Source organism: Haladaptatus marinus, from assembly GCF_051194195.1.
The window spans coordinates 164,484-184,494 of sequence record NZ_JBLZNK010000008.1 but is presented as its reverse complement, the minus strand read 5'-3'; the positions used below and the strand labels follow the sequence as shown (position 1 = coordinate 184,494).

At 51.9% G+C, this 20,011-nt stretch carries 17 protein-coding genes and 2 pseudogenes; 9 read left to right on the top strand and 10 right to left on the bottom strand.

The features are described from left to right. Positions 1–143 precede the first annotated feature (143 nt). Positions 144–1,244, bottom strand: a complete 1,101-nt coding sequence (locus ACN2TU_RS24675; RefSeq protein ID WP_435159230.1) for a metallophosphoesterase — start codon at positions 1,242–1,244, stop codon at positions 144–146. A 493-nt stretch (positions 1,245–1,737) separates the two neighbouring features. Here ACN2TU_RS24675 and ACN2TU_RS24670 point away from each other — a divergent pair, with 493 nt between their 5' ends. From ACN2TU_RS24670 to ACN2TU_RS24660, 3 genes are all read left to right on the top strand, one after another. Beyond that, positions 1,738–3,531: an alkaline phosphatase PhoX gene (locus tag ACN2TU_RS24670; protein ID WP_435159228.1), complete on the top strand. Its 1,794-nt coding sequence runs from the start codon at positions 1,738–1,740 to the stop codon at positions 3,529–3,531. A gap of 543 nt (positions 3,532–4,074) precedes the next feature. Beyond that, positions 4,075–6,036, top strand: coding sequence for an alkaline phosphatase D family protein (locus ACN2TU_RS24665; RefSeq protein ID WP_435159226.1), 1,962 nt, complete (start codon positions 4,075–4,077; stop codon positions 6,034–6,036). Positions 6,037–7,010: 974 nt separating this feature from the next. Continuing rightward, positions 7,011–7,265: a HalOD1 output domain-containing protein gene (locus ACN2TU_RS24660; RefSeq protein ID WP_435159224.1), complete on the top strand. Its 255-nt coding sequence runs from the start codon at positions 7,011–7,013 to the stop codon at positions 7,263–7,265. Positions 7,266–7,407: 142 nt separating this feature from the next. Here ACN2TU_RS24660 and ACN2TU_RS24655 read toward each other — a convergent pair whose 3' ends face one another. Further along, complete coding sequence (locus ACN2TU_RS24655; protein ID WP_435159222.1) at positions 7,408–7,602, bottom strand: hypothetical protein; 195 nt, start codon at positions 7,600–7,602, stop codon at positions 7,408–7,410. A gap of 1,259 nt (positions 7,603–8,861) precedes the next feature. Here ACN2TU_RS24655 and ACN2TU_RS24650 point away from each other — a divergent pair. Then, positions 8,862–9,242, top strand: a complete 381-nt coding sequence (locus tag ACN2TU_RS24650; protein WP_435159220.1) for a DUF7344 domain-containing protein — start codon at positions 8,862–8,864, stop codon at positions 9,240–9,242. A 72-nt stretch (positions 9,243–9,314) separates the two neighbouring features. Here ACN2TU_RS24650 and ACN2TU_RS24645 read toward each other — a convergent pair whose 3' ends face one another. Further along, a complete protein-coding gene (locus ACN2TU_RS24645) occupies positions 9,315–9,704 on the bottom strand; it encodes a DUF7344 domain-containing protein (protein WP_435159218.1) in 390 nt (129 codons plus the stop codon). Between the two features lie 213 nt (positions 9,705–9,917). Beyond that, positions 9,918–10,580, bottom strand: coding sequence for a helix-turn-helix domain-containing protein (locus tag ACN2TU_RS24640; protein ID WP_435159216.1), 663 nt, complete (start codon positions 10,578–10,580; stop codon positions 9,918–9,920). A 642-nt stretch (positions 10,581–11,222) separates the two neighbouring features. On the opposite strand from ACN2TU_RS24640, the gene ACN2TU_RS24635 reads away from it, so the two are divergent. Continuing rightward, positions 11,223–11,834, top strand: a complete 612-nt coding sequence (locus ACN2TU_RS24635) for a hypothetical protein (protein ID WP_435159214.1) — start codon at positions 11,223–11,225, stop codon at positions 11,832–11,834. 228 nt (positions 11,835–12,062) lie between these two features. On the opposite strand, the pseudogene ACN2TU_RS24630 reads toward ACN2TU_RS24635, so the two are convergent. From ACN2TU_RS24630 to ACN2TU_RS24620, 3 genes and pseudogenes are all read right to left on the bottom strand, one after another. Then, positions 12,063–12,230, bottom strand: a pseudogene (locus ACN2TU_RS24630) (DUF1931 domain-containing protein). 308 nt (positions 12,231–12,538) lie between these two features. Beyond that, the gene (locus ACN2TU_RS24625; RefSeq protein WP_435159213.1) at positions 12,539–13,783 is read right to left on the bottom strand and encodes an inorganic phosphate transporter; all 1,245 of its coding nucleotides are present in this window, start codon (positions 13,781–13,783) and stop codon (positions 12,539–12,541) included. A 245-nt stretch (positions 13,784–14,028) separates the two neighbouring features. Further along, positions 14,029–14,274 (bottom strand): annotated as a pseudogene (locus ACN2TU_RS24620) (IS6 family transposase); the annotation flags it as partial. 72 nt (positions 14,275–14,346) lie between these two features. Between ACN2TU_RS24620 and ACN2TU_RS24615 the strand changes: the two are divergent. Together ACN2TU_RS24615 and ACN2TU_RS24610 are read left to right on the top strand one after the other, a co-directional pair. Continuing rightward, positions 14,347–14,598, top strand: coding sequence for a DUF4177 domain-containing protein (locus tag ACN2TU_RS24615; protein WP_435159211.1), 252 nt, complete (start codon positions 14,347–14,349; stop codon positions 14,596–14,598). Further along, a complete protein-coding gene (locus ACN2TU_RS24610; protein WP_435159209.1) occupies positions 14,595–15,650 on the top strand; it encodes a DUF7972 family membrane protein in 1,056 nt (351 codons plus the stop codon). Before ACN2TU_RS24615 ends, ACN2TU_RS24610 begins: the two co-directional genes overlap by 4 nt. 176 nt (positions 15,651–15,826) lie before the next feature. On the opposite strand, the gene ACN2TU_RS24605 is transcribed toward ACN2TU_RS24610, so the two are convergent. The 3 genes from ACN2TU_RS24605 to ACN2TU_RS24595 form a co-directional block, all read right to left on the bottom strand. Beyond that, entirely contained in the window at positions 15,827–16,543 is a 717-nt protein-coding gene (locus tag ACN2TU_RS24605) for a DUF2270 domain-containing protein (protein WP_435159207.1), read from the bottom strand. A 435-nt stretch (positions 16,544–16,978) separates the two neighbouring features. Further along, on the bottom strand, positions 16,979–18,181 hold the full coding sequence (locus ACN2TU_RS24600; RefSeq protein ID WP_435159206.1) for an AI-2E family transporter: 1,203 nt from the start codon (positions 18,179–18,181) through the stop codon (positions 16,979–16,981). 226 nt (positions 18,182–18,407) lie between these two features. Further along, positions 18,408–18,608: a hypothetical protein gene (locus ACN2TU_RS24595; protein ID WP_435159204.1), complete on the bottom strand. Its 201-nt coding sequence runs from the start codon at positions 18,606–18,608 to the stop codon at positions 18,408–18,410. A 44-nt stretch (positions 18,609–18,652) separates the two neighbouring features. Between ACN2TU_RS24595 and ACN2TU_RS24590 the strand changes: the two genes are divergently transcribed. Both ACN2TU_RS24590 and ACN2TU_RS24585 read left to right on the top strand, forming a co-directional pair. Next, entirely contained in the window at positions 18,653–19,504 is an 852-nt protein-coding gene (locus ACN2TU_RS24590; RefSeq protein WP_435159202.1) for a DUF7344 domain-containing protein, read from the top strand. Between the two features lie 2 nt (positions 19,505–19,506). Further along, on the top strand, positions 19,507–19,818 hold the full coding sequence (locus ACN2TU_RS24585) for a HalOD1 output domain-containing protein (RefSeq protein ID WP_435159200.1): 312 nt from the start codon (positions 19,507–19,509) through the stop codon (positions 19,816–19,818). The last annotated feature ends 193 nt before the right edge of the window (positions 19,819–20,011 follow it).

Sequence of the window (20,011 nt, the reverse complement as noted above, 5' to 3'; positions counted from 1 at the left end):
AGTTTGCTACATAGCACTATATAGCTGTAATTGATAAACAGTATCGTGGAATAGAGGTATCAATGTCGCAACGGCCGATAAACAATTCGTCCGTAAAAACAAAATCATCACTTATCGGCTTGTAGCCCGGCGATTTCAGCACCTCAAGCGCCTTTCTTGTTCGGGTACAAATTGAACTCGAATGATTCCTCTTTGTCGTCACTCCACTTGTCGAGATATGGTGAATACGTAGTTATCTCTGCATTGTATGTTTGTGTGTTTACCGTCAAAAGGCGGAACCAACCATCCCCACCGTTATCGATCGTTTGGTAATCCATGAACATCTGGGTGGTACGATTGCCTTCTGCATGGGCGGTACGTCGTGCAACGTATGAGCCAGTGATATGGTGCCCAGAGTGAACATTCGCTAGATTCTCGTGGTACCGCAATTCAGATTGCCACATCTGCTCTCCGTTGTTGTAGTTGCTGCCTTCAGGGAGGCCTCCACCTTCGTACCAGTTCGGAGCGAAGTTGTCGTTCGCATCCGTTCGGGTACCGTCGTGATATGTGTATGTATGCGTGACGAGAAACGCGGTCGCTTCAGCATAGGTTTCCAGAAGCTGGCCGGCCCACTTCAACACCGCGTCACGCGGCCCGAACTCCAGCGTGAGGAAGAGAAATTGCTCCCCATGAATCTCTTGGAGGAAATAGGCGTTTTCGGCATATCCCTCAAACGTCCCCCAGTCAAGGATCGTCTCGTTGCTCTCCTTGGTCTCCTTATATCGGGTCGCCGGGAACCGACTGCGAAATGTTTGCGGATTTCGGATATTGTCTGCATCGTGGTTCCCGAGCGACAGCACGGTTGGGACATTCGCGTCGTCCATTCTGCTGATTGCATCTTGTGCAACATCCCATTCGGCATCGTTGTCTGATCCGTAACTCTGCACGATATCCCCTTCGTGCAGGAACATTTGGATATTGTACTGCTCCTTATTATCGGCGACCCATTGACCCATCTGCTCAAAGATGCCATTATCCTGCTGTGCATAGTACTGCGTATCTGGGAAGATTGCAACGCTGAACTCGGTGCTAGAGTCAACAGTTGGTTCGCTACTCTCACTCGCACGCTGCGCTGCAGTTCGGTGACTTGTCGTGAACCCCAGTCCGCCAAGGCCGCCGACGAACGCCAGTGTCTGGCGTCGCGTTGCAGACGGTGCGTTCCGCTGATTCGATTCTGCAGCACTCTCTGTGTAAGTTTCTGACATCGATTTCGCAGATGAATGCCCGTTAGATAGCCCTTTATAATACTTCTATTTACGAGAAATAATGATCCGTAGAATGCTGGGTAGCTCGTCCCGTTCCACATCGTCGAACGGTTGGCGTTCGACGCACAGCAGTACCTTGCGGAACGCGAGGCTGGTACACTTTCATCCAGGGAGAAATACTGAACGGGTGACCCGATTCAGCTCTCGGAAAACCAGCAGGGCTGGCACGATTTCGTCGCTGCCCGCCCAACGAGATTACTTCTGCTCATCAATATCTCAACCGGTTTGCCTACATTCGCCGGGATTGGGCTTGGAGTTATCCTCACCAATGTCAATATCGTTGGTGTCAAGCAAGCCGGTTAGTTGCAGGCAGGGATCGTCAGTTTTGTTTTTCTCGTACTCAACCATGATGTCTGTGAGAAATAGTGTCACACTGTCGGATATCAGGCTCTATTATAAACGTTCATCCACGTAGTCTCTCCTTTTTAACGCGATGTCAGATGAATTTACTCGCCGCGATGCAATCGCGATCCTAACGGTTACAGGCTTGGGAGGTCTTGCAAGCACCCCAGCGACAGCCCGTCGGGGGCAACGCGATGACGAGCACGAGGACGAACCAACGCTCAACCGTCTCGCAACCACGGTTCGAGGCGCAGAAATCACCGGGATGTATCTCACCCAGCCTGGTCGATTTTTCTTCAACATCCAACATCCGAGCGACGCAAACGACAAACCGTATAATAAGGGGACTGTCGGCGCACTTGTCGGCACAAATCTGAACACGCTGCCCCAGGATTTCGCAAGCGTACAAGTTCCTGACAACAAGGAAGAAGCCGAAACGGTTCACACTGCTGTCGGTCAGTATCAAGCGTTAGCGAATGGCGGCGATAAGACGGACAACGACAAGAAACTCGGTATCCCATATTCGGCGGACGGAGAGCCGATGACGGACGGGAACAATCCCGACTATAATGGATTCATCCCCGCTGACCAGCCCAATGAGGGCTATCTCTTTACGAACTGGGAAACCCGACCCGGGATGGTCAGCCGACTTCATATCCGGATGCAAGGTCGACAAGGACGAGGTCCGAACCAATGGAACGTCCTTGGCAGCGAGAACGTCAACTTCCGCGACGTCGAAGGAACGTGGAACAACTGCTTCGGGACTGTTACACCATGGAACACGCCACTGACTTCCGAAGAATACGAGCCGAACGCTGCTCAGTGGTATACTACCGGAAACAGTGCGCGAGAGCGAATGTCGGACTACCTCGGTCGTACCGCAAATCCGTATCGATATGGGTACATCATCGAAATCGAAGATCCGACTGGTACCCCAACACCTGTCAAGCAGCTCGCGATGGGACGGTTTTCACACGAGAATGCGGTCGTGATGCCTGACCAGCGAACCGTGTACCTAAGTGACGACGGCACTGGAACTGTCTTTTTCAAGTTCGTGGCCGACACTCCTGGTGATCTCTCTGCTGGGACACTCTACGCTGCAAAAGCTACCCAAGATGCTGGAAACAAGGTCGCTACCACTGGCTTCGATCTGCAATGGATCAAGCTCGCCCATGGTACCCACGATCAAGTCGAATCATGGATCGCCGAGTACGACGATCAAGAGCCGGGATCGAACACCGATTACATCACTGATGCAGAAGTCAAGCAGTGGGCGCGTGGAAAAGCAAAGGACGACCGTGTTGCATTTCTCGAAGCGCGGAAAGCGGCGGCTGCCAAGGGCGCGACGAACGAATTCCGCAAGATGGAAGGCGTGAACATCAAGCGGAACGCTAAACCAGGCGACTATCTGTACATGGCGATGTCGAATACGAACAAGACGATGCTCTCAAACCAGGATGCATCGTCTGAGAACGACGACCCGAAAGACGAAATCCAACTCGAGGGTAACGAGTGGGGTGCGGTCTATCGGATGCAGCTCGGTGTCGACTACAACGTAAGTCGGATGGAACCAGTCGTGACGGGTGGGCCGAACGCGAACATCTGTGGTGGATGTCCCTATGATGCTCAACCTAACTCGGCGAGTACTGTCTGCCAAGACTGTGAACACAATCCCACCCAAGAGGATGAGAATGGCATTGTGGGTAAGGGTATGACATCAATGAAGCAGGCGTTTTCGAGTCAAGAGAGCTATGACCCCGAGAATACGATCTCCGAGCCTGACAATATCGTTGTGATGGACGATGGTCGCGTGATCATCGGTGAAGACACCGGTAATGAAGGTCACGATCCGCCGAACATGATTTGGGTGTACAACCCGAATTAACTGATCCAGCTTAGAATACATTTATTTTCATTGAACTTAGTTCAACTGGGTTTATAAGGTAAATCGGTCGTTCCGGTGGGAGCTCGTCGCAGAACGTGTGGGATACCACTGGGAACTACTTTGGTGGTCACATCGACGCTACGTCTATCTACAGTACGGCTCTCTCCGCAGAGAAAATAACAGAACTATCAAATAAATACTGATCTGTTTCTTCTGAATAATATATTTCGAGGAGAACCGACATAGAAATAAGACGAGTAATCATTGGCCGGTTGAAATTTTTTTCTGAAATTATCTCAATAATCAATAATTTTGATTGTGGTATAGATATATGTTTCATGAATTTTTGACGTGGTTTTCTTTCCCCATTGATCAACGACACGGTATGAGAACCTGATCCGTCCATCAATAAATAATATTGACAGTAGAATTATTTCTTATATAGGAGTATGTAACTCGCTTTCTCCTAGGACAAGAACTTATTTCTCCTGTATCCTCACAATTAGAAATATATCAATAGGGTTCTATTATAAACGTTCATGTTTGGACAATCATACTCTTTATGCGGGTAAAATGACAGAAATAGACAGTAACAATAAGATGGATACTCAACAAAACAAATTTTTCTCCTCTAACCGCCGTGAATTCCTTCAGACGGCGACGGGTGTGGCTGGGCTTACCACGTTCGGAACGATAGGACTTGCTACAGCGAAAAACGACAACACCGGTCAATTGAGCGACGATCCGTTCACACTTGGTGTCGCTTCTGGTGACCCTCTTCCGGACTCGGTTGTCCTTTGGACGCGTCTTGCACCAGAACCACTCCAAGCTGATGGTGGGATGCCAGATAAGAAAGTGCCAGTCGCATGGAAGGTGGCCACTCGTGAAAACATGCAGCAGGTTGTGAAAGATGGTACGGTGTACGCCCGCCCGGAACACGCTCATTCTGTCCACGTTGAGCCTGAGGGGCTCGAGCCCAACACCGAGTACTATTATCAATTCCACGTTGGGCAAAACAAGAGTCCAGTCGGTCGGACAAAGACTGCACCAGCGCCTGACTCGGAGATTGACGAACTCAATTTCGCATTCGCTTCCTGTCAGAACTATCCCTCAGGATACTACACCTCGCATCAACACTTGGCCCAGGAAGATCTAGATATGGTCTTCCACCTTGGCGACTATATTTATGAAGGCGGTGCACAGGGTTCATTTGGTCGTGGCCATGAACCACCGCGAGAGATCAAGAGTTTAGCTGACTACCGCATTCGACACGCACAGTACAAGTCTGATTCGAACCTCCAAGACGCCCACGCAGCCTTCCCCTGGTTCGTTACCTGGGACGATCACGAGGTGGCAAATAATTATGCTGACGAGATCGACGAAGGTACTCCGCCCAAGGAATTCCTTGAACGGCGGGCCGCTGCCTACCAAGCCTACTGGGAACACCAACCCATCCGCCGGTCGCGGATGCCCGATGGTCCCGACATGCCGCTCTACCGTCGATTTACGTTTGGTCAGCTCGCCGAGTTCAACGTGCTCGACACTCGGCAGTACCGTGATGACCAGACCCATTCCAGCGAAGAGGCAAAAGATCCTGAACGGACCATTCTCGGTGACGAACAGGAACAGTGGCTGCTGGATGGGTTTAATGAGTCTGCATCCAAGTGGAACGTCCTTGCGAATCAAGTTCCCGTCGCCGCGACGGACGAAAATGCGGATCCGACCGAAGTGGACTTCGGTGGCGGTGACAAATGGGACGGATATCGGGCCGATCGGCAAACTTTACTTGACGCGATGGCTAATGATGAAGATCTTAATCCGGTCGTCATCACTGGTGACGTTCACCGCAACTATGCCTACAATCTCAAAGCCGACTTTTCGAATCCGGATTCCGAAACGGTGGGTACCGAATACGTAGGTACGTCGATCTCCTCGTTTGGAGACACGTCTGGGCTCACTCAGTACGGCCCATCGGCAGGCGAACCATGGCAACGATTCTATAATGTCGATCGTGGCTACGTCCGGTGTACGCTCACGCCCGAGCAGTGGCAGGCCGACTATCGAGTCGTCTCGACCGTTGAAGAGCAGAGCGCGACGATCGACACCCTCGCGTCGTTCGTGACCGAGGCTGACAATCCAGGGGCACAGTTAGCCTCTGAACAACCAGAGGAAGAACCCATTGAGATCACTGATATTCGACCAAATCAGGAAGGAGATCTCAACAACGAGTACGCCACAGTGAAGAACGAAGGTGATTCGGAGATCGACATGACGGACTTCATCCTCAGCTTCGAAGGCGGACGCGGACAAAACTATACGTTTGGTGATGTCATCCTTGGAGCAGGTGAGACAATCACTGTCCGGAACGGAAGTGGCGAAGATACCGACTCGACCTTCTATACCGGCTGGGACGGTGCAGTCCTGAACAACAGTAATCCTGACACAGTAGTTGTAGCCAACGACGAGGACATCATTCTTGACGAAGAATCCTATCAACCGACCTAAAGTCAATGGTAGTAGGTGATTACATTTTTTGCTGAATGAGTGGCGGAGTCAGGTAGGAATTGCTCAGAGCAGATGGCTTATTGTTCCCTCTTTTTACCTGCAATGGATGAGAGGACATCGAGGAGCGGTCCACCCCAAACACCGAGTGACGAAGTACGAGACAACAGGGCTGTGAGACAGCACAGGACAGTCACCAAGAGCGACGAACTCTGACAGTCCCTTCACGCAGAGTTTGGGTGCTATACTAGGGGTGCCAACCGGAGAGACACCGAGGTTTCAATGAATGTGCGAGTAGCTGGTAGTGAGCAGTACTACCGGACTATCCACCCGAGGTGAGGACAGCCTGGGGTGGGACAAATGGACTCTAGACTGTCCGTTCCCGACCAGCAGAACAGACGTTGGGAGTGTAACAGTCCGTGGGACTGTCATCCCGGTACCAGCGGGTGATGGTCATATCCGGTGACAACCAGGGGGGACTGTCCAGTGTGTTAGAACGAGTCGTGACGTGGACGGTTGAGGCCAACGGACAGTCTCCCGTGAATCAGCAGCAAGACTGTCAGTGGTAGTGAGTCAATAGGACTGTCTATGGGGGCGAGAATGATTGTGGACGGAGAGAGCGTCTCCCAGTAGTGTTCAGCTGATTTACTCCGGAAATCCGGTGTGGTAATAGTGGACTGTCAGGCTAGCTGGTGCTGACAGTCTGTCCGGTGGAAAAGCAGATGAAAACCGGTGTGTTGCAGCTGGGTAGGCACCCCGTCTGGTTTCTGCCGGCCGACTGTCCTCCGTACGAACGCAGGCCGACTGTCCACTGCGTACGAGGGGTTGTGAACGGTGAGGGCTATGGGTTGGTGGTAGGCGTGGGCGGTTATCGGGAAAACGGGGGTGTTCGGCTCGGTGAGATTCTTCAAAAAGCGTGCGATATGCTACCAAGTAGCCCCTAAAAACTATTAGCACACCTTGCTTGAGCAGAGCGTATGGATAATACGTCATCGTCGCAGCCAGAGCTATCAATACGAACGACACGTCCAGACACCGAGTCGATCACTGCTGCCGTGGTGACGGCAGTGACGGAAGTGAATGGGACGAAGCCTGCGACGCCCCTCTATGAGGTGATTGACCCAGATGCCCTCGAGAATCTCTATCAGCATGGCTCACCAGAAGTGAGCTTTGAGTATGCGGGTCAGACAGTGACGATCCATCCTGACCGAACGGTCACTGTTTCTGACTGATAAACGACGTCGACGACCAATAAGTACGGAACGAGCGTCGGAATCAACACGTATTCTGTGTTCAGATACCTGGCGCAGTACACCTCGCTCACGGGGCTTCGAATTTGTGTTCGATTACGACGGGTAGAACTCGATCGTAGCGCTATTTGTCGGTTGTTGCGAAGTGAATCTCGGTTGGTCGGAGTGCTGTGTCGGTCAGCTCAGCAAGGAACTCGTCGTCGATGTCTCGGATCGTGCCTGTAATGTCGAAGGTGATGACGTCTTCTTCGACATCGACATCGAGATGGTCGAGCTCAAGTTCCGGCCGATCCGCCAAATGAACCACAAACTCTGCCATATGCTAGCAAATATGGGGGTGAGTATGAGAGTATCGATAGAGGGTCGACTTTCCTGCTTAACGATGAACACCAAAGTTACAGGAAAAAGATCCCGACTCTACCCTTCCTCTAGAACTTAGGACTGGTGGTCTTCAATTCGAGATCCGTCTGTTGATCAAGTCTGGGCTGTGAAACGGCAGACTCGGTAGAGAAGTGAATTACCGAGTCTTGAGACGGAAATTGGAGGAAACAGTGCCACTCAGTGGGTGTAACCCGCCCGAACAGCACCGTTACATTTTGGTTGTGGAGTGTCGTTGCAAGCTCTTTGAGCGAAGCGACTGCATCGGCGTTCATATCCCATTCTACCCGGTAGCGTATGCGGTCGGAACACCGAGCGAGTTGAGAAATCTCTGTTACTACTCGGTCAGTAGCGAGGCGATCGGCAAGCAGTTGGCGGTCAGGACCGTATGCCCAAAAATGGGGAAAGAGTTCAGTAGAGGGCTCGCCGAGGGTGGCGAATTCGAGATATGAATCCGACTCACGGAGGTAGGGACTAATGAGGGCAATCTCCTTGGCGGGGAATGTGAGCCGATACACCAGACGCATTTGCTGACTGCTGACGGGTGCCTGTCTAAAATATCGGCTGCCTACATTCTGAAAATAAATGGCAAACGAGTCGACTTAACTGAATTGCAGGCGCTAAGCCCCCCTTTCTCAGGGAGCGCCGAATGGCGCGAGCAGGAAGGGGATACAGCGCCTGCGATCCAGCTAAACACGCTCACCGGCCGCGACCTGCACCGCTCCAAACTCGAGCGACAGAAGGAAGGCATCCTTCGACCGGCTACTGTGAAAACACACCTTCGCTTGCACCCCAACCGCCAAGTACATTCGGCTGTGGCGCCATTCTCCGGTACGGAACTACACTGATACACTGTGTGTGTTTGATCCCTCTGACACGGGGGCCGCTTGAGCCGGATTCACCGGCAGTGCAAGGTTACTCCCTCGTTCTCTTACCCGCCGGTTGGCCCTAATTCGCGATAGTTTTTCTACAGAACAGAAAGTGGATAACACAGCTCTCAGAGCGTCTGTGAATGGTCACTAATGTCCCCGGTCTCATAATACCGCGGCGAAGACGGTTTTGTTTTGATCAATATTCGCCAGTATACACCCAACCGTCCGGTACTGCCAAATTCCGACTCCCTGTTCGACTGCCGACTTAAAGCGGTTGTGTCTCCAACCGTCCTTCAAAAATAGCGTTGCTCCTCTGTAGTCACTCAGCGTGCAACCAAACGACGACAAACATACTGACACTGGTTCAGTCGAACTCTCGAAAAAAGAGCTTTTACGACTGCTTGCGCATCCTCGCCGTCGGTATATTCTCCATCGGCTCAATCAAACCGACCATCCGTTTGAGCTGCAAACACTTGCAAGAACGACTGCTGCATGGGAAGCCGACATGTCTCCTGAGACAGTTTCTGCGGAATTCATCGAACGCGTCCGAATGTCTCTCTATCACAAACACATTCCGAAGTTAGCGGCAGCTGGAATCCTCATTTTTGACGAACGATCGGAAATGGTTACGCTCGATACGTCGTCCTCCCACTTCGAAGTGGTAGCGGAGGCTGTTGCAGATGGTGGTCCTGACGATATTTCTGAGTGAATGGCTGAAGCGAACCACTCACTCACGAGCTTTGTAGTCCGGGCGGAGAGTACCACCAGTCACGGCGATCGATTATTTCTCTTTCGTGCTGAAAACTTCCCGAACAACGTCAAGCATTTTCTTGACTCGCGAATCGGCGATGTACGAGATTCTATTTGTCGCCGTGTCGTACTCAAGCATCCCATGGTTCACGAGCTTTGGAAGATGGACGTGCTGCAATTGAATCGCGAGTCGACGGTGGGTGTCTTCATGTGACCCATCGCTGACTTCTGCAAGATGATCGAGCAACTGCTCACGGGAAACTGTCGTCTTCGTGCGTTCGGAGAGATAAAGAAGAATGTGGCGGCGGTGCGCGTTCGCGAGTAAATCACATAGCGTATCGATGGAAACCCGGTTGGCTCCCTGGTCGTCCACGTCTCGTCGAGTGGTACTATTGTTTTTCGGCAATTCATCTGAAGTCATCTGTGGGAAATACTCCGTCTCTGTCTAGTGGTCATATTATCGATCAGAGGCCAGTTTGGTGTTATAGAGTAACCGTATTTTTGCTCGGGGGTTGTTGTGCGAACCTCTTTATAAAGTGCTGACAAGCTGTAAGCGATTTCCGGCAGCGTAGAGACGACAGATTGTATACTGTTACCGAGACTCTTAGACAGTAAACGATTGTTGAGGGGAAAACTAATCAGTAGCGTCGGTTTCCATCGAGTTGAGAAACTGATCAAGCATTTTCAGTTCGGCACCGCGAATCCGTTTCGAGAACGCTTGTGACGAGATATTCAACTCGTCGGCCATTTCTTGGAGAGTGATTTCGCTCGGTGTCGCAAAGTAGCCCCGTTCATATGCCATCACGAGTGCTTCTCGTTGTTCGGGGGTGAGTCCAAGCGTATAGCCGCCACTGTCCTTCGATGTTAAAGAGAACACCCGGTCCAAATGCAGGATGATATCGTTGGCTGTGAGATAATTGTAGAACTCAGCGAGTCGGTCATGGCTCTGAAAGCGAACCCGGAAGACCCAATTTTCATGCCCATATCCTTCGAGGACGACAGCCTCTGTTTGTGCAAGCCCCTCCAAAAGCGGGTCCACTTCTTCCGACCACACTGCTCGATACAATCGATGATCATCGATGCGATCGAGTTCGACGAGGTCATCGACATGGAGATCCTCTCGAACTTGCATCTCGAATTGAGGGAATTCGGTGCTTTCAACCCAAAAGAACGGCATGACCGCGTTTGACGTCGGGACAATTCGCTCAAGTTCGATCGAACTGTTTGGTACTTGGGCCATCACTGTTCCAAAGATGAACTCTTCGGAATCGATGGTGAACTCGGCGATAATACTCATACAGTCTGTATGGCGTCCAGCAGTGTAGATTTGTCTGTGCTGATTATCGTAGAGGAAAGAGTGAAATTAAGAGGACAGCACTAACACATATCACGTGAAGTAGTTACACCTGCTCTCAGATTACTCCTCAAGTTGCTCATCGGCAGCCGCTTCGCTAAAGTGAAAATGGTTGAACGGCTGGATATGCCGCGAGCGCATGATCCCCGAACTCTCAACTGAGATCCCTGATTCGTGCAACGTGTCCGTGATGCGCGTGATATCGTGGGTACTCGTCCTAACCACTTCGACGTAGATATTCCGTTTGCCGACGAGCATTTCACGGACATCGACTGCACTCTGAATTATTTTTACTTTGAAATGAATGGGTGTCGTTCTTTTGTCCTGTATCTGATGCTATGCGGGTAGACATCCTGCCGTGCCTAAAGACATTGGGGTTCCAAGTTGTGAGACACTAATAGACGACAGAGTGAACCGTCTAGCCAGAGTATACTAAACGAGGGGGGACTGCTGGCCGAACTCGGGAGTGAAGAAAGGCTGTAATTGCTGTAATCATGACTTGTATCGACTATCAGGTGACCTCTTGGTCGGGAGCGTACGTACTGCTTTGCGATTCCCGGAGTCCAAAATACCAAAACCAACACCATGACGAGAGAAAATGACAAGCAAACGGTGGAACGGCAGACGATCGATGGGGTCGATGCACTGGTCAACACGAACCCTGGTGAGATTTTCATCGACCTTCCAGCAACGAATCCGCGGTACATTCGTGTTCAAGAAGGAGACCGCATTCAAGAGGGCGACGTTAGCACACGCACGACTGCGGAAATGGCTGGGCCACTACTCACAAACTGGAACATCGAGTCAATTACAACAGAGACTGTTACGGGAACTGATACCGAGACTGGTGAGACGCGGGAATGGGATCGAGAACAGTTGATACACCGTCTCGGTGCTCGTGAATTCAGTGCAGAACTGACGACCTTCGATCGAGTAAGCGTGACTGAAATCGAGGAATGGAGCGATAGACATGCTGTCGAAGGCGTCGAGGAGGAAAAACCGTATGTGATCGTAATTGCGTACGGGAACAACGGAGAGAAATTCACGCAGCTGTATGCTGCAACCGAGTCGAGAGACTGGGACTCACTCGAGGTGGTCCAAGAGGATACCGACATCCAGAACTTCAGCGACGAGTTACGGAACCGCTTCGACGACGCTGTACATAAGACTCTCGAGGTCGAACAACGGTATCACTGAGTTTGTGACCGTGATTCATTGCCTGTGACATCCTCCCCGCCGTAAACGGCGGGGCTTCCCGGTCCGTGTTGGGATATTTACGGTTTGCAGATGCTCGCTTGTTCATCGAACGTCCCCTGTCCACTCCTCGGGCCGCGTTCTCCACGGCGGAACTGGTTGACTGCTGGGCGAATAAGTTTGTGTAGCAACAAACAAGAAAGGTTTATGTCATCTTGTGGCAATGGATCGCTACAAATCGCGCGCTTGGACGGTTTTACGATCGTTTTCTTCAGCCCGTTGGGCGGCGTTTTCGAGAACCGTCGCAACTTCCTCATCGAGTGCATCGTAAAAGTCACTCGCAACATTCTGTCCTTCGAGCTATTCTTTCACTGCCACTTTGACGATCAAATCAGCCATACAAGCGTTTAGACGGAATAATACTACAAAAGAACAGTGGCAGAATCGTTGAAAAGGGGCTACTAGTTCGGATTACTGATGACGATGTTCTTCGAGTGATTCGTGAGTCCAAGTTTCCGGCTGTGCCCGCTCGCTGGGTTGCGGATACGATTGGGATGAACCAGCGGCCAGTACAGCAGCGACTCGAGGAGCTTCGTGAGCAAGGAGAGCTAGAACGGGGGAAGTTGAATCCGCAGGTGGTCATCTAATGGATTCCAGAGGGAGAATGAATACACTATCTCGTTTACGTGAGATCAGTTAAGCAACGTTCACAGCAGAAGTACAAATACCGGATAGGAGGCAACAACCGCTAGCGAGGGCGTCAACACCCACATTGTAACGATACGTTTGGCCGCCGCTGAGTCGAACAGGCTCCGCTGGTCGAGATCTGCCGGTCCCTCCGTACCAACGTCAGGCACGTCCGGTAGTTCCTCCGGCTTTTCTGCCGGTTCCTCGTGACGGGCAATATCGCCGATCGTTGGACTTGCAGGCATATCCTCAGCACGAGAGGTGACCAGTGCTCCTGTCGCAACCTCTAAATCCGGATGTTCACGCTCCGGCGTCGCAAACTCCACGAGTGTCGCTGCTCGGCTTGCTCGACCCCATCCGAGTCCAATAATCGCCGATGTCGTACTTACTGCGAGGCTCGCCGGGATTCCGAGGTAGGACAGAATCGTGATGACTGTGCCACCGACTATCGAGACGATCAGTGAAGCGAGGATTGGTAGCTCCGTAATATCGTCTCCGACCGTCTCCAACGTGCGACGGGCGATGGTAAAACTGCCTAGACCGAAGGCCACCACCGCGAGTATGACACCCTGATCGACGGTGAGCGACCCCCCTTCGCCAACGAGGGGGGCTACAGCGTTCGCCGCGTTTGACGCCCCCGCCGAAAACGCCATATAGCACGCGATGATGACCACCGAGAGTGATCCAAGGATATCCTGTCGTGTCGCGTTCGGATTCAGGTAGAGTCGAGGAATCGTCCCAGAGCGGTCGAGTTGGATGAAGTGGAGATCAAACTTCGTGAACGCGACATAGCGATCCAGATACGGGTAGAAGTAACGCCCGACCACGATTCCGATGCCGAGGCTGATCAGCGGCGCGATGATCCATGCTGAGACGATCGTAAACATCAGTGCCTGATTGAGTGTGTTCGACGCAAGGCCCAGTCCAACGATAGCGCCAACAGCCGTCATTGAAGTCGAAGCTGGAACGCCGTAGAGATTTGAAATGAGGAGCGACGCTCCTGTGAAGAACAAGACGGCGACGCTTGCGGCAGGCGTGAATTGGGTTGCCGGCACGATACTGCTGCTCATCGTCGCGATGACGTTCCGGCCGACGGTCCATGCTCCGAGAAAACCGAAGCCGACGAACAGGACTGCTGCGGTCGCCTTCCGAAGGAGACGTGAGCCGACTGCTGGACCGAACGCGACACCCGTCGATGAGCCACCAATATTGAATCCAACGAAGACGGCGACGACTATCCCGGCGACGGTTAGCACTGATACCATTGGTTTCTCTCTAACCCAACGTTGCTGATACCTATATAATTCCCTGCAGCCAGCTCTGAGATGATTCTGACCAACTTACAGACAGCCACTGTTCTATCCTCAATCTTTCTTCGTTCATACTCCGAGGTATGCACATGGTCATTCCGTTGCTGAATGTCTCGATTGCATGCCTCGATCTGTTCTTCTGGCATCGGAACGTCGGGATTTCATGATTCGATATCTGATTTCTACTCTCCATTGGCTGTCTAGTTTAGCTCCTCCTCGACAGGCGTTCGGTCGTCGAGCGATTGGTGCGGCCTCTGCTGGATACAGCAGTGTGCAAACTGTTCAAGCCACTGCTGGACGCTGGGCCGACTGCCCACCCACGAGGTATGAAAGCGGTCGATCCGCTGTTTGAGCGTATGAAACCACTTTTCGATCAGGTTTCGCTCTGTATAGTCGAGCTGACCGCTCAATCCAATTCGAAAGAGGGCAGTCCGATAGCCGTAGCCAAGATTTGTCCGGAATCTGGGCAAGATGGCGTACAACGGCACGTAATCGCTTGAAACGGACAATCTCCACTAATGGGTACTGTTATCCAATCACAAGGTGAAGAACTGATGATGAATCAGAACGACCGTTGGGAATACGAGACACTCAGACCGCCTCGCGGGGAAACGAAAAAAGAAGCAGAGGATCCGAAAGCAGAGTTAAACAAACTCGCCGCCGAAGGGTGGCGATTCGTCGAGACGATCGCCTATACCGGTGGTGGGACCAAATATCTCGTGTTCGAGCGACCTCTCCGGGAAAACGACGCTGAACGGGACCCGCCATGAGTCCCGAACCGATTGATGGCGACACAAATACGAACGTCGACACCGATATCGATGTCAGCACAGCGAATACGATGCGTGAGCGCGCTGGGGAGAGCCGACTTAAGATTTGGCTGTTGCTCGCTGCGAACCGTCTATATGTTACTGCAGTGTTGGCACTTGCAGTGTTCGTCATGTTCGTCACGCTTGTGACTGTCATTCCGCCACCATTGGTCCCACAGCTCAGCTCGGGCGATACGATCGAGACAATGTTCTCGGCGATGCTTGGCGCGATCATCACTGGGGTTACTCTCGTTGTAACGATCGGTCAATTGGTATTGTCTCAAGAGAACGGGCCACTGGGAGAGCAACGTGACCGTATGGAGAACTCGATGGATTTTCGCGATTATGCGGAAGAGCTGCTTGGTGCGCCGAGCCCAGCCGATCCATCGGTGTTTCTCAGTGAGCTTGTCAATGTCGCCGAACAGCGTGCGAACGCGGTACGTGACGGCCTGAGTAAGATCGACAGCGACCAACTCCAGTGGGAAGTCGACGAGTTCACCGAGAGCGTGATCGGGAACTCCGAAACGGTACGCGAACAACTCAACGGTGCAAAATTCGGTACGTTTGACGTGCTCTTCGCGGCGCTCAACTACAACTACGGTTGGAAGATCTACCAAGTCGAGCGCCTCGCACACGATCACGCAGAAGATCTCGGTGAACCAGAAAACACTCTCCTTGACGAATTGAAGACGGCCCTCGCGCTGTTCGGGCCGGCAAGAGAGCACGTGAAAACGCTGTATTTCGAATGGGCACTGGTTAGCCTCTCGCAGATGATTCTGTATGCAGCGATTCCAGCACTGGTTGTTGCTGGCGTCATGCTCACTGTCGTTGAAGGGTCTACGCTTCCCGGAACAACGTTTGGGGTCGCACACATGGCGGTGGTGATCGGTGCTGCGTTCACGGTGACGTTGGTACCCTTTTTGCTGTTCACGTCGTATATTTTACGAGTTGTCACCGTCGCAAAGCGAACGCTGGCAATTGAGCCGCTAATCTTGCGAGATTCACAGCGATAATCAATCTCGTATCAACCTCTGATTGTCGAGTTCGAACGTACATGCGTCCACTCACTTATGAACCAGATCATGAATCAGCCGTCGATCGTATCGATAAGATCCATCATCGGCAGTCGAAGAAATAACAATCCCGAGGATTCCCTTGAGCAGTCCGTCTTTCAGGGTGTAGAAAAATATTAATCTGATTTCTTCCATTCTCCGGGTTCAGTGTCGTTGAATTCGCCTTTCGACTGCCGCTCACGCGGCCAGAACGCAATTGAAACCATTATCGTGTAGAACAGTCCCACAACTCCGAGTACAACGATTCCTGGTATCGTTCCCACTGCAGCCGTTTCAAGTATTGACTGGTTTGAGAAGGCAGTGAGTTTGAAGATCCAGGCAGCGAGCATGAGCATGAAAAACGGGAGATAAATCCGGCGGAGCCGCCGTGCAAGTGCTTCCATATAGGGTGTCTTGATGGTCGGGTTTCGATAGTCCTCACTGAGTTGACGCCGCCAGTCGCGATGCTCGACACCTTGAGAGGGGTCGAGCGCGTTCGCAAAGAGATTTTCTTGGAGCATCCGTGCCCGCGCCCGATACACGTCGTAGGCCTGATAACGCCGGGCTTCGATCCCCAAGAACATGGCGATCACCACCATTCCAGTGAGGAGAATCACGTGCTTGCCCTCGGTCGAAAAGGCGTAGATAAGGATCGCTGAGATGATCGTCACCGCCCAGTTGATTGTCTCATCAAGCCGGCCACGCCATGTCGTGACCACGCTCATCTCCCCACGATAGAAATGCGCCACAACCGACCCGAGACCCGTACTCTTTGAAACCATCTCGCGGCCGATCTCGCGTTCTTCACGCTCTTCCGGGTCAAACTCGTCCCAATCCCTGTCATCGTCACTCATAATCGTCAGAGGATTCAGTGTACGTCCGTAAAACACCGCTGCCCGCGTATCTGGACGGGTTCGTAGGAATACTGAGAAAATTGTACGACTCCTTTTGTTCTGACTACGTGAATGGGGCACTCGCCAGCGTATCTTCGAGTTTTTATCAAAATCTAGATTGTAAAATCACTTAAAAACGTAGTACGCTGGCTGAATTATATTTGAGAGTTTAGTGAACACTGTATTTGTTATTTCCTTGAACCTCATCGCTAGCCCAGAAAAGATTAATAATCTGACAACAATGATCTGTTACGTTTCCAGCGTCACTGCTGGATTGCAAAGTAGCCTCAACTCGGATGCCCGGACTATCCCACGATTCTTTCGCTGAGATGCGTATAGACACTATTAATTCCTACTGATATCTGGTGACAATTTCGACTCGAAGTGTGTCTCCTGTTAGTCGACATCGTCGTTACCATTCGTATCATCGAAGGGCTCCTCATCATTGTGCTTCGTTTCATCGCCAGCGTCGGCCTTTGCGTCGGTTGGATCCGTCCCAATAGCCGTTGTCTCTGTCGGTATTGGAGAGAACGGTAGTCCGTGGATGAGATCGCTCAGAACGATGTTTGCGAATTGAACGACGAGCACGAGCAGGAATGGCCCGAGAAAGAGGCCGTACCAGCCGAATAATACCGCACCAAGAATGTAGGCGAACAACACTGCACCCTTGTGCATGGTTTGCCCGGAAATGTATGGCCGGACAATTGACTGGGGAAGAATATCGAGCAAAAGAAAGGCTACAATGAGAAATGCGACAGGATAGATAAGGAGACTCGTACTGGACTGAACTGCCTGCCATGCCAGGAATACCACTGCAGGCACATAGACAAGTTTCCCTACGATCAGCGGGATGAACGTCGCTAGTCCGGTGAGAATGGCCAATAACGTCGGAAATGGAAGAGTGACAACCGTTGGGGCGAGGAAGTTATACCCATTGTAAATAATGATCGAGCCGATCGTCACCGCGAGGACAGTGAGGACATTGCCAAAGTACACGACCTCGAGATCAGTATCGACACCAACAAGATACGCGTATGCGGCGGTGTCACGGCCTCCGACCTCTGTACGATACCAGGACTGGAGACGGTGTCCATCACTGTAGAGAAAGAAGGCAAATGTCAGTGCCAGCGTCAGGTGAAGCAATCCGGTCGAAATCACTCCGAGTACCCCCAACACTGTCGTGAGACCCTGTTGAATCTGTGAAAATTGACCAACGCGACTCACAAATTGTGGGAGATTTTGGAGAACCGCAGTGAACGACTGTTGATTACCTGGCAGGTGTTCCAGCAGCAAATCCATCGTGTCGGGGCTAATGGTTGCGGTGAATTCCCGAACTGCGATGATGCCAGTGTATCCAAGCAGAGCTAGCGTTGGGAGAACAATACAAAGAAGTGTGATTGTCGCGGCCGCTCCCCGGGAGTTGACGTATCGTTGGATTCGCCGATTGACTGGCCGCGCTCCGTAGTAGATAAACAATCCAAAAATGAATGTTCCAATGAACGAAACTAGAAACAGCCCGACGACTCCAGCTAATACGACGGCAACGAGCCACCACCCAACGCGTTGTCGGTCAATTGTGGGTGATAGCTCAAGAGACATGAATCATAATTTCTTTCTGTTGATTTTATAGCTGTCGCTCACAACTGTTGATACGATCGGCGATTTCGATTGGTCACAATTATCCATTATTTTTCGTTTCAGGCGGAAACACTTGAATACCAGGACCAAACCATATACAATAAGCAAATGACAATGCTGCCTGCTCTCCTTAGTTCTCCCGCTATGGTTCGTTCAGCAGTTCCTCACATTCCGTCCCCACGCATGCTCAGCACGGGAAGCCACCGAGGCTGTCACAGTCGCAGTCTTCGGGGTTGGTCTCGTTTTCGTCCTCCGATGGGAAGGCGTCGAGCGTCCCGTCGTCGGTTGTGTTTTCGACGGCGGCCATGTGTTTGCAGAAGGCGTTCCGGTGAACGTGATACGGGCACGTGTAGGCCATTAGATCGTCGGTCTTACTATAGTCTGTCATGGGCCAGACGACTTATCGGTGTTGAGCTATAGAGTTGGAATAATATGACTAGCAATGTGCGTCGAATTAGGACGGCTATTCTATCCGATCCCCACTATCGGGAGATACTGGCTGTGCTTGAAGATGCCAAAAGGCCGCTCCACATAACCGAGCTGGCCGAACAGCTAGTCAAACGAGACGAGACGATGATCAGCGCTGACGAGTACGAGCGTCAGCTCAAACAGGAACGGCTCTCGTTACATCATAACTCCCTCCCAAGACTCGCAGAATACGGGGTAATTGACTACGACCTAGAGGAGAACATCGTTTCGTCTCGTCCCAATGTAGTAACTGAGATCGACTGGCTCGACGAGGACGTTTTTGACCAGTTGCTGGCGAAGTTTCCAACCGATTCCCAATCTACCGAGAACTCGATCGGGGTGCTCGAAGGCCGTCAGGCAGCGGTCGAGTACGGCAAACAACTTGCCGACGAGGCGGAGGAGGAACTGTTCTGCATGTACGTCAGCACTGATTTGCTCGAAGAGGAGTGTCTTAGCCACGCGGAAGACGCTATCAACCGAGGTGTAGAGCTGTATCTGGGGTCACAGAATCCCGAGGTCTGCGATCTCTGTCGCAAACGTCTGCCCGAGGTCACGCTTTGGGAACCTCAGCGTACATGGTTGAGAGCGCCATCGGAGTACCCGACAGTCAGTCGCCTGGTTCTCGTCGACCGCCGAAAGGTCATGCTCGCCATTTTGGATGAGCCGAACTCCGATAGCAGTTACCCAGAGGAGAGGACAATAGTTGGAGACGGCGAAGACAACCCACTGGTCGTCCTCGTTCGAGAATTACTTGGACCACGACTCGATCACCTCGACTACCAGAGTCCCGATTTCCAAAGTGAGATCCATTCGTAACAATGACAAATGATTCATCAGACGATAACGAGACTGCCAGCCAAGCCACCGAACTCACTTATGAAATCGGGGAGGGAGAATCACCGAGTGAAGCCGTCGTTCGGGCAACTGCCACCCTTACGAACACGCCAGTGATCGACCTCGATCCACTCTACTCTGTGATGGATCCTGTTCACCTTGACGGCCTTTTCAGTGAATCGAGTAGACGAACCGACCACAAGGAGAATTCGGTGACGTTCAGCTTTAACGGGTGCTGCATTTCCGTCGCTGGAGATACTGTTGTCGTTCGAAGAAGCGAGAAGATTACTGATTGAATTGCTCCCAGCCGTGTTGCTCGAAAACGTTCCAGCTGAGCCTGCCTGTGATCGTATACGTCGCAGAGTCGTACTTTGACACCCCGGCTTGCCGTCACAGTGTATCACGTCCCACGCAATCGCGTCAACTGATAAAGAGGGAAGTGTTCGGCCGACGCATGCGCTTGCACTCACTGAGCGTTCGTTGGGCAAC